This window comes from Cryobacterium sp. TMT1-3 (assembly GCF_004402315.1).
GTDB lineage: Bacteria > Actinomycetota > Actinomycetes > Actinomycetales > Microbacteriaceae > Cryobacterium > Cryobacterium luteum.
Genome location: NZ_SOFW01000009.1, coordinates 26385 through 36560 on the forward strand (window position 1 = coordinate 26385; position 10176 = coordinate 36560).

Sequence of the window (10176 nt, forward strand, 5' to 3'; positions counted from 1 at the left end):
TGATGCGGGTCAGGTGGATGCCGAGCCAGTCGGCTCGGTGTTCTGCGGGGGTTCGTTGCTCGCCGAGCCACAGGTCCTAATTAGTATTGAAGGGCCGGGACTCGTCAACCGGCCCACGTCAGGAACGCGTCTCGCGTTTGAAGAGTGTCCGGAATTGATCTTGTAGCACCAGTGTCGTTTTCCGACGTCGTCTGCACAACGGCCCTTGTATTTTCGAGGTTGTGCAGGCAAGTGTGTGTCAAGGGCCATGAGGAACTGGGCGTTCTTCATGGCCCTGACAGATAACATCCGCAATAGCTTCAGTCGCGCCCGAGAGCTATGGCTGGTGTCTACGGCGCATCTCCTCGGAGCAGTTGTCGTAGATAGCCGACGCCGGCAAAGATGTGCAACAACGCGCCGACCACCAAACCGACCTGCCCGATCAGAAAGACCAATCCCATCCCTGGAATGAGGCCGCCCGTGACGGCGGACGCGCTGATCATAATGAGCGCAGTGCGAATCTTTCCGATCCAGGTGACCGAGAGCTGATGATTCCGGTGCCGTGTCAGGGAGACGCTTCCAACGATCAGATCGACGAAAAGGATGACGATAATTACCGACCAGGGAATTGCACCGATGATCGTTAGTGCGATGCCAAGGCAGCCGATTCCCAATCGGTCGGCGATCGGGTCGAGGATCTCCCCGAGCCGGGTCTCTTGGCCGAGCCGCCGAGCGAGGAACCCGTCTACCCAATCCGTCGCGCCGAAGAGCACCGTGAGAGTGGCAGCTGTGATCGGCTGAGCACCCGACAACAAAAGGGCCACGATCGGGACGATCAGGACGAATCGAATAACGGTGACGAGATTTGGGATGGTCCACCACTCGGGTCGCGGCCGGAGAGTCCGATCTTTCGTATTCATGCGGTTACCCGCACCCGCCGCATAACGAAGAACCCAACAGCGGCAGCCACCGCCACCGCGATCGCAGGGATGGTCGTGTGATTGGCAAATTCGACAAACGCGAAACCAAGCGCGGCGCCGCCCAGCACCCAGAGAAGCGACCAGACGACGGCTGCGGTGCCGGAGGCGAGAGCGAACCGCCGGTAGCTCATGGGTGACGCTCCGGCTGCTGCTGCGACCAAGGTTCGAACGCCGGGCAGGAGCCGAGCGACGATGATGAGCCAAAAACCGCGTCGTTCGACGAAACCGCTAGCCGCGTCCCAACGATCGACCCCGATTTTCCGCACCACCCGTGTGTTCACCATCTTCACGCCGAGTTTCCTTCCGATGAAGTACCCGATGTGGTCGCCAATGAATGCCCCGACGGCAGCGACGAGTACGGCAAAGATCAGAAGAGGACTATCACGGAGGGCGACCGCGGCGAACACCAGAACGGTTTCCCCCGGCAGAATGGCACCGAGGCCGAAGGCCGCGTCCACGATCGAGGCAATGAAGACGACCGCGAGGATGATTCCGATGTACTCGCTGACGGAGTCAAGGAACAAAGTGATGTTGTCAAGCATGCAAGAAACGCTAGAAGAGCGCCGCCACCGTCGATAGTGACAAAGGTGAAGCCGCGAGCTAACGAAGGCGAGTTCTTTCGCCCACCCGGTCTCCGTATGGTGGGAGGATGCTCGACAACAATCCGACTCCGCACACACGGCGTGCACGCAATACCAACACGACAGTCGCTGCTGTTGTGGGAGCCCTACTCGGAGTCGCCTCTCCGTGGACGGACGGCTCGGGTCCGATGCTGATAGGTACCACCGCAATCATCGTCGGCTTCTGCGCCTCTCTGTGGAAGCCGTCTTTCGGCGTCGTGATGGTCGCGGTGGCGGCCTCGCTCATCGCTGCGACACTGTGCGGACTGATCTCGAGTCCATCGTGGGCCGGCGCCATCCTCGGACTCGTCCGCGGCACGATTTACACCCTGTGCCTCGTCGTCCCCGTTCTGACGGTCGCCGCGCTTCGCGGACGGCGGGCCTATCTCCAGCGCGGCTGGAATCTGGCCCTCGCCGAGGCACGGGAACACGATGCTCGCGTCGAGCAGGCCGTGATGCGGGAACGAGACGCGATGGCTAGTGAAATCCACGACGGGTTAGGGCACCGGTTGACGCTGATCGCCGTCCAAGCCGGCCGCCTCTCCCTGGACGACACGTTACCAGCAACGGCGAGAACGGAGCTGCAAAGCATCCGGGCCAATGCCGCCGCCGCGTCCGACGAACTCGGCGAGACCATTCGACTAATTACCGAAAGAGACTCCGGCATCACCGCCTCGCTGAGCAACCTCAGCATCGAAGACGTACTCGAGCGCGCGCAATCCTCAGGTATCGAGGTAAACAGCACCCTCGCGACAGACATCGAACGATTTACCAACAATTACTCTCGCGCCGCTCTCCTCCGGGCACTGCAGGAAGGACTCACGAACGCCGCAAAACACGCACCAGGCACGAAGGTGAACATCGACATCGACATCGACGGAGACGAAGTCGAGTTACGCATTCGCAACCCCGATCACGGTACGACACCGTCCCTACCCGCGACGGGCCACGGCATCGTCGCCTTGCAACACCGAGTAGAAATCCTTGGCGGAACCCTGGACGTGAATCGTGGCGAAGACTTCACCCTCACCGTCCGACTCCCAAGGTCGGCAACTCCATCCTCAGCCGCCGCCAGTACACACCAATCTCGGACCGAGCTCGTCACCGCCGCGGACAGCAGCTCCGACCGAAACCGCCGTCGCACTCGACGCCACTCCTGGCTAGTTCCCATCGTTCTCCTCGCCACCGCAGCGCTAAGCGCGATCGGTTACTTCGCTTATGCCACCGTCGCGTCAGTCCTGCCTCCCGAACGGTTCGCCGCCATCAACACCGGTGACACCCGCACCAAAACCGAGCTCCTTCTTCCGGCAGTGGAAATGCTCGACGCCCCGCGAACGTCTCTGGCTCAGCCCCCGAGATCGACGTGCGAGTTTTATGAGGCCTCAATAAGTTTCTTCGACCGCGACGATGTCTTCCGAATCTGCTTCGTTGACAACCGCGTTCTCTCCACCGACACGATCCTCGCCCCATGACTGGAAATCTCACCGGAAACACTCTGCCCGACAAGCCCCACCAACAGAGAGACAGCCCACTACGAGTCCTTCTTGCCGATGACGATCAGCTCGTGCGCGCTGGCATCGCCGGCATCCTCTCCACCGCCCCGGATATTGTAATCACTGCCGAAGCCTCAGACGGAACCGAAGCGCTTGAACTGGCTCGACGGCACTCGCTGGACGTCGTCGTTCTCGATATTCAGATGCCCAGGCTCGACGGTATCCGCACCCTTGAACAGCTGCGGCGCGAGCAGCCACACGTGCCGGTCGCAATGCTCACCACCTTCTCCGACGAGGCCTACATTGCAGAGGCCATCACCCTCGGTGCGCTCGGCTTTTTCCTGAAATCGGATGATCCGCGTCACTTGATCACAGGCGTTCGCGCTCTCGCAGGCGGCGGTGCCGCATTCTCACCGCGGGTCGGCCGGTGGCTGGTCCGCCAGGAAACCGGCGCTCGTTTTGGCCGCTCAACACGAGCCCAATCAACTGTGCGCGAACTGACCCACCGACAACGCGAACTGCTCGCCGGAATCGGGCGAGGCCAGTCGAATGCCCAGATCGCAAAATCCCTGCACCTTTCGGAAGGCACGGTGAAGCAGTACCTCAGTGTGCTCTTCACAGCGCTAGGCGTCGAGAATCGTGTGCAGGCGGCGATCATCGCATACGAAGCCGACCTCCTCAACGAACGCCCATAAGACTTCCTTTGCGGACGCTTAGCCTCAAGACCGTTCAGTTAAGCGCTTGAATGGTCATTTCTGGCTCGTGAGCCGGTTGTGTCCAGTGGGCGTGGCGGAAGCGTCTGGCGGGCCATTCCGAGACTTTGCGTTTGATGACGCGAGGGTTTGATCGTCGTCGGCGTGGGGGTTCAGCCGTGGGATGAGGGCGCGGACAACTTGACTATGAAACGCTCCACTCATCGAAGCATTGCTCCGAGCACATGACTTAGCCGACCCTCCCGAGATCTGCTGTGACAGATGCGCAGACCAGGGTGAGTTCTATCATGGTGGGAACGAACCCACCGAACGAGAAACCCGCTGGGGCACGTCCAAGCACCCCGCGGTGAAGGAGATTCAATGTCGAATTATCAACATGAACCATGCGCGGCAGCAGACCTCGAATTGTGTGTTCTTTCAGACCATGAATGGCGGGTAGCTGACCGGCGACAAGATGAGCAATCACCCGAAAAAGTCCTCGGCTATATCAACCAGAGCGGATCGATATCCGAAGTCCTCAATTTAGAAGCGCCCCGCCGACACATCTGACCTTCAAACAGTTTCACAGGGCCGTCGAATCGTTCACTGAAGGATCCAACCGCTGAGGATTACGTGGGAGAGATGGCCGGCAGCTCAGAACAACCCCTCCTGTTGCGCAGGACTACTACAGGAATCCGCGGGCACTGCGCTAAATCAAACGAACTGAAGCACCCGACGTACGCTGAGAATATCCTCCTCGCATAAATGCACTGCTGTGCAACCATGCGATTGCGGGGATCGAAGAATGACGACGACTTCGGAGTTTGAGAGCAAGGCATAGCTATGAAGCGTCCAAAGTTGTGCAGAACCCGTCCGCTGAGCCTCCTGGCCCATTAGGCGATGAAATCTCATAGCAATCCCCGCTTGTTCCACGCTGTCGAATGTCGCTGATAGCTTGCCAAACGCTTCGAGCGTCGCGTCACCCCAAGTGGCCGGACTCCGGTGTGCGCTGTCCGGACCATCACGAGTCGTACGTTGGTCTTCCAGCAACGTCAGGCCTGCACATCTCCGCGCCATCCGACATCGTCGGTTCCCTTCGCCTCGATGAACTCCTTGAAGTTCGCGAGGTCTTTCTTGATGGCGTGATTGTCTATACCGAGAGCGGCTCCGGCCTTCTCAAGCAGTCCTTTCGCCTCCCAATCGAGCTGAACCGTCACACGCGTCTCGTCCTCAGCCAACTTGTGGAACGTGACAACTCCCGCGTGGTCGACCTGACCGCCGGTACTGTTCCAGGCAACACGCTCGTCAGGGTGCTGCTCGGTTATCCGAGCCTCGAACTCGCGCTCCACGCCGCCAATTTTGACCTTCCACTCGGTGAGAGTGTCGGATACTTGCGTGACGGATTCAACAAAACTGAGAAACTTTGGAAACTCCTCGAATTTTGTCCACTGGTTGTAAGCGACGGTAACGGGAACGTTGACGTCGACAGTCTCGATGGCGTTGGGCATGATGACCTCCTAATGCGAATTCAACGGATGAAATAGTTTCTGCTACCCCATTCACCGTACCGAAGGCTAATCCAAGGTCAACCCGGGTAAGGAAAAACTCGCGGGAACGAGAAGGTACTTGTGCGCGGAACCGCAGCAGCGTGAACAAGCGATGGGACGGGCTAAACGACGGGCGAGGGAGACTCTTCAGAATCTCTCTCGGTCTTAGGGCGAAGCGCGACCAAAATGCGCTTCAGATCGATGACGATCGCGGCCGTCGGGCTGAGCGATGTCGCCCCGGCACCCAACTCTTGCATGACGTGCAGAATCGCCTCGACTGCCGCTACGGCGGCATCCAAGGGTGCGCTATCACGCGGGCCGTCGTCCGTGGCACGCAAGGTGTCCGCAACCGCGTGCAGGGCATCGCTGAGAACCGGCCGCAGCTCGCGCGGCAGCTCAAGGGGAATCGGTTTACCCCAGATCATGCCCGCAAAAACCTCAGTCAGGTTGCGCACGTGAAAGGTGACGTTCTCCAAGGCCGCGAGGTCCTCATAGTCAACAACAAAATTTCTGCGGTTGAAACGAGCGCGAGGGTTACCCTTACGACTCTCGTCGGCGTATTGCACAGCCGACCTCACGTCTCGGGCCGCGTCGGTGAGTGCGCTGCCCCTGGTCGCCCAGAGTTCACGCTCGGGAGGCCAACTCTCGACCAAGGCCACGCCGATATCGCTGAGGTGCGTGGCGAGGGTGCCTCGAAAACTGGTCAACCGATCGACAGCCGTGCCGATGGCAAGCGGCGGCAAAATTAGCAGGTTGACCAAGAGCCCCACCACCATCCCCAGACAGACTTGGGCAAGGTAGCCGACCGAGTAATCATCGGCTTCCGGGCCGCCGATGATGAGAACGAAGAGAGCAGTCAGGGGTACTTGTTCTCCGCCCACACCAAGCCATCGCATTCCTCCGATAAGAGAGCCGAGGCCGATGACCAGCGAGATCGTCCAAACGCTAGGCTCGCTTAGGAGAAGCACGGCACCAGCGAGGGCGACTCCCACGGCCAGCCCAGCGAGGGTTTGTAAAGCGCTGCGGAGCGAACGCATAAGCGTTGGGTGCATGCTCAGAAGAGCGCCCAGCGGCGCGTAGTACCGCAATTCCTGACCGTCTCCAGGGAGGAAAGGGGACAGCGTCCAGGCAATCGCCACAGCAACAGCAATCTTGGTGACCTGGAGGAATCGCGGAGGTTGAAGACGACGACGAACCGACGCCAGCCGTGATGCGTTCCACGGGAAAATCGTTTTCGGCATCGTTTAGTTCTTTTCTGCGGCAACGAAGAGTTGGGATCCGCTCGCCCCGCAGGTTAAGCGCGGATGCTGGCGGGGCGCTGGGAAACATCCGACAAGAAAAACACTCCCGCAGCAGGCCGGTAAGGAGTTGCGGGATGTTCGCATGAGATGTCCACTTTCGTTCACGCCGTGTCCGACGGTTCAGACGCTGCCGCCGTCGCGCGTCTCCTTCCCTGGTGTCTTTTATTGGCCACAACAGGGCTGAGATCCCACTTGGTTCATGCACGGCATTCGTGCAGCGCCGGTCAGCCTCCTGACTCTGACGAAGGAGCTGTCTGTGATCTGGCTCGCGGTGTTCTTGACATCTGTCAGCTCATGCAGGTATTCGCGGAGCCTGCCGACGCTGACCGGTGAGCCGCGACCACCATCAAACACCCAAGCCATTTTTCACCGCTGGGCTTGTCATCGTCCGGGTCAGATAATGCTTCGTTGTAGGTGCAGGCGATGACAAGCAGGTTTTCTCCGCATTCGATGGCGTTAATGCTGAGCATGAGGTTGCCGGCATCGGTGAAGATGCGCGCGGAGCGCGTATCGCCGTCACCAGCAAGCGTCGACAGCATCCCTGCCTGACTTTCATCGGCAGGGAAGCTGTCGAATGTCCTGCCAAATACCAGTGTGAAGATCTCGGAAGAAAGCAGCGGGATCGGGAATGTGCGCTGTCATGCCAGTTTCATGCGCGGCAGACGGCAGGCGGCGGCGGCGGCGGCGGCTCAGGCTGTGCGCCCGTAAACTTCATCTTTGAGCTCAACAGCTTCGAACGTCGTAGAGCTGACGTTGGCGCCTCTGGCTGTGGCTCCGGGCCTTACCGCCGATCCCCTACTGGTCAGCGCCTCCACCTCACCCTTTTCACTCTGCAGTACGTCGTGCCATCAGGCCCGTCGTCGACGCTGTCGCCCAGCCACAGACCGTGAATGACCCGCCCTGTGCAATCCACCGGATCCACGAGGACAGCGGGTAGCTGACCGCGCCGATTCACGCCGACCAGAACGAAACCCGGCCATCGCGCAAATCGGCGTCGTAATGTCACGATCACCTTATTCATTCCGCTCCTTGAACCGCCCAGGCTCTCTCCCAAGGCTATGCAGCTTCCAAGGAACGGTAATATCCCCACTTCGGCCACTCGTGCCTGTGGTCAACAAAAGACACAGCGAACGGGATCGTCCCCTCAACGCCGCCATGTATATCCCAACTGTCGGCTCTGGCTGCTTGACTATCACCATGAACACCGCAGTACTTTATCCAGCTGGATACAACGCCGATTTCCTTGAAATTCCTCTGCCGCTCCCGGCCCCTCCCGCGGGAACCCTGATTCGCGAACTGCCCTACACACATTTCACCGTGCTCCTTGACCCTGCGCGGCGCCTCGCGATCGCGACCGGCGTCAACATCGACGGAGACCAGCTCGTTACCGTTGACCGAGGCGACGACTGGCACCTCGACTCCCGTATCCCGCTCTACGAACAGACCGGGGAGTCCGTCTACGCCAGAAACGACCTCGACCGCGGACACCTCGTCCGGCGACAAGACCCGGTCTGGGACGACACAACGACAGCCCGACGAGCGAATTACGACACCTTCGCCTACACCAACGCCGCACCCCAAGCCGGAGCCTTTAACCAATCGAAACAACTCTGGCTCGGCCTCGAGGACCACGTCCTCACCTACGCACGCACCAACGGTAACCGCATCAGCGTCTTCACCGCCCCCGTACTCTCAGCCCAGGATCCGATATACCGCGGCGTGAAGATCCCGCAAGCGTTCTGGAAGATCGCAGCATGGACCACGACCACGGAAGACTCCACCGTTCTTCACGCCGCCGGATTCGTCCTCGACCAAAGCCCACAGCTAGAAGACATCGACCTCGACACGGTCCGCGCCCCAGCCCCCATGTATGGTAATCCCCCGCCGCTTGGACCGTACCGCACCTACCAAGTACCCATCAAGGACATCACCGACCTCACCGGGCTCAACCTGACCGCCCTATCCGACGCAGACGTCTACGCCCGGGCCCCAGCGATCAGGGAAGACACCGACCGTCGAAGGCGCTGGACCGAACTGATCGACACAGTAGGAATCCACCTCTAGACCGCACCAAATCGTCTACGGCCAGCTCAGTCCCTGGCGCGGAGATAGACATAGACGGTTTCGCGGCTGACCCCAAACTCTCGAGCAAGTACAGACTTCGGCACGCCAGCGGCAGCCTTCTCGCGCAGCTCGGCCGCGCGGGCCATGTCCAGTGACGGGGTGCGACCAGGGTAGACGCCACGCTTCTTCGCCAGGGCAAGGGACTGCCCCGAGTTCAGTTGGCTCAAAGGGTTAGTGATTTCAGGCGGCCGTGGGGCCACATTTATTGTCTCAAACTCGATCGGGGTGAGTTTGCGGGGGCGGCGTTGCCGGCGCTTGCGGTGGTAGGTCCGCTCGATCCAAACCACCATCGCCAAGCGCAGCTCCTCTCGGTTTGACCACCGCTGCCGATCGAGGACATTCTTCTGCAGCAGCGCGAAGAACGACTCCATCGCGGCGTTGTCGCCGGCATGCGCCGATGCGACCCATCGAGCCGGTGATGCCGTTGTGCTTCAGCACCCGCAGGAACGCGTTGAAGCGGAACTGGGAGCCTTGGTCTGAGTGCAAGATCGTGCCATCGATGGTGCGCTGGCCGACCGCGTTCCGGCCGGCTGCGACGGCCAGGGACGCCTTCATCTTGGAATCGATGGAGTAACCGACGATCTTGTTCGATTAGACGTCTTTGATCGCGCAAAGGTAGATCGTGCCCTCGTCGGTGGTGTTCGGTGATGTCGGTGAGCCAGATCTGGTTTGGGCGTGTCGCGGTGAATTTCCGTTTGATGCGGTCGTCGTGGACGGGCGGGCTGGCTTTGCGCGTGAGGCCGCGTTTCTTCGCGAACACGGACCAGAGCCGTTACTGCGAGCCAGCCGCCAGACCCGGTTCTCACCCGCGGTGAGGCCGGCTTGGCCGAGCTCGTCGGAAATGAACCGGTAGTCAAACGAGGGGTCGTCTCGGTGGATATCCCAGGCGGCGTTGGTGAGGTGGGCGTCGTTCCAGTCGCGCTGGGAGATGGGGTTGCGCTTCCGTTGGTGGAACGCTTGTGTGGAGAAGCGCAATACCCGGCAGGTTTGGGTTGACCTCCCGGGAAAGATAGGCGACGGCACGGCGCATGACCTCGGCTTCCTGTTCGAGCAGTCGGATACGTTTCTTCGCATCCCGCAGTTCTGCGGACTCCTTCTCGGTCACGCCCGGCTTGACGCCCTCCTCGACGTCGACTTTCTTCAGCCAGTTCGCCAGACTGGACTTCGAAATTCCGAAGTCTTTCACAATCTGGTTCAGCGGGGCTTCGTGCTTCCGGGCGACCGCGACAATATCACAGCGAAACTCGGGTGGGTAGGATTTGGGCATGGTGACATCTTTCCAGTGAAGACGAATCTCCACTGGTCAGGAGTCAACCAAACCGGGGGGCAGTCCCGCCTTATCCTCGATCCACCGGTCGAGTTGAGGTTGTAGCGGCGCGTTAAACAGAGAATGCCACTCGGATCAGGAAAAATAGAACTTACTTAGGGTTCAATTCGACC

Annotated in this window: 8 protein-coding genes and 2 pseudogenes; 3 read left to right on the plus strand and 7 right to left on the minus strand. The window is 60.1% G+C overall.

The genetic code is table 11. The features are described 5' to 3' along the window. Nucleotides 1-329 precede the first annotated feature (329 nt). The gene (locus E3O25_RS03735; RefSeq protein WP_092112689.1) at nucleotides 330-899 is read right to left on the minus strand and encodes a CDP-alcohol phosphatidyltransferase family protein; all 570 of its coding nucleotides are present in this window, start codon (nucleotides 897-899) and stop codon (nucleotides 330-332) included. Further along, nucleotides 896-1501, minus strand: a complete 606-nt coding sequence (locus E3O25_RS03740) for a DedA family protein (protein ID WP_092112691.1) — start codon at nucleotides 1499-1501, stop codon at nucleotides 896-898. The genes E3O25_RS03735 and E3O25_RS03740 overlap by 4 nt, the downstream gene beginning before the upstream one ends. Nucleotides 1502-1728: 227 nt before the next feature. On the opposite strand from E3O25_RS03740, the gene E3O25_RS03745 reads away from it, so the two are divergent. Beyond that, entirely contained in the window at nucleotides 1729-3051 is a 1323-nt protein-coding gene (locus E3O25_RS03745; protein WP_166805958.1) for a sensor histidine kinase, read from the plus strand. Further along, the gene (locus E3O25_RS03750; RefSeq protein WP_134360487.1) at nucleotides 3048-3767 is read left to right on the plus strand and encodes a response regulator transcription factor; all 720 of its coding nucleotides are present in this window, start codon (nucleotides 3048-3050) and stop codon (nucleotides 3765-3767) included. The genes E3O25_RS03745 and E3O25_RS03750 overlap by 4 nt, the downstream gene beginning before the upstream one ends. Before the next feature lie 1049 nt (nucleotides 3768-4816). On the opposite strand, the gene E3O25_RS03755 is transcribed toward E3O25_RS03750, so the two are convergent. The 3 genes from E3O25_RS03755 to E3O25_RS03765 all read right to left on the minus strand — a co-directional run bounded on the left by E3O25_RS03755 (nucleotide 4817) and on the right by E3O25_RS03765 (nucleotide 7151). After that, nucleotides 4817-5272, minus strand: a complete 456-nt coding sequence (locus tag E3O25_RS03755) for an SRPBCC family protein (RefSeq protein WP_134360488.1) — start codon at nucleotides 5270-5272, stop codon at nucleotides 4817-4819. Nucleotides 5273-5433: 161 nt separating this feature from the next. Continuing rightward, on the minus strand, nucleotides 5434-6552 hold the full coding sequence (locus tag E3O25_RS03760) for an aromatic acid exporter family protein (protein ID WP_134360489.1): 1119 nt from the start codon (nucleotides 6550-6552) through the stop codon (nucleotides 5434-5436). A gap of 347 nt (nucleotides 6553-6899) precedes the next feature. Continuing rightward, a complete protein-coding gene (locus E3O25_RS03765; protein WP_134360490.1) occupies nucleotides 6900-7151 on the minus strand; it encodes a hypothetical protein in 252 nt (83 codons plus the stop codon). 658 nt (nucleotides 7152-7809) lie between these two features. On the opposite strand from E3O25_RS03765, the gene E3O25_RS03770 reads away from it, so the two are divergent. After that, nucleotides 7810-8676, plus strand: coding sequence for a DNA/RNA non-specific endonuclease (locus E3O25_RS03770; protein WP_134360491.1), 867 nt, complete (start codon nucleotides 7810-7812; stop codon nucleotides 8674-8676). Nucleotides 8677-8702: 26 nt separating this feature from the next. Here the strand turns inward: E3O25_RS03770 and E3O25_RS17660 are convergent. Next, nucleotides 8703-8876 (minus strand): annotated as a pseudogene (locus E3O25_RS17660) (helix-turn-helix domain-containing protein); the annotation flags it as partial. Between the two features lie 60 nt (nucleotides 8877-8936). After that, a pseudogene (locus tag E3O25_RS17335) lies at nucleotides 8937-10003 on the minus strand (IS3 family transposase); the annotation flags it as partial. Between the last annotated feature and the right edge of the window lie 173 nt (nucleotides 10004-10176).

Coding starts and splice junctions, on each gene's coding strand:
- E3O25_RS03760 (WP_134360489.1), bottom strand. CDS start 6,552: ATGCCGAAAACGATTTTCCCGTGGAACGCATCACGGCTGGCGTCGGTT.
- E3O25_RS03770 (WP_134360491.1), top strand. CDS start 7,810: ATGAACACCGCAGTACTTTATCCAGCTGGATACAACGCCGATTTCCTT.
- E3O25_RS03735 (WP_092112689.1), bottom strand. CDS start 899: ATGAATACGAAAGATCGGACTCTCCGGCCGCGACCCGAGTGGTGGACC.
- E3O25_RS03755 (WP_134360488.1), bottom strand. CDS start 5,272: ATGCCCAACGCCATCGAGACTGTCGACGTCAACGTTCCCGTTACCGTC.
- E3O25_RS03740 (WP_092112691.1), bottom strand. CDS start 1,501: ATGCTTGACAACATCACTTTGTTCCTTGACTCCGTCAGCGAGTACATC.
- E3O25_RS03750 (WP_134360487.1), top strand. CDS start 3,048: ATGACTGGAAATCTCACCGGAAACACTCTGCCCGACAAGCCCCACCAA.
- E3O25_RS03765 (WP_134360490.1), bottom strand. CDS start 7,151: ATGCTGTCGACGCTTGCTGGTGACGGCGATACGCGCTCCGCGCGCATC.
- E3O25_RS03745 (WP_166805958.1), top strand. CDS start 1,729: ATGCTGATAGGTACCACCGCAATCATCGTCGGCTTCTGCGCCTCTCTG.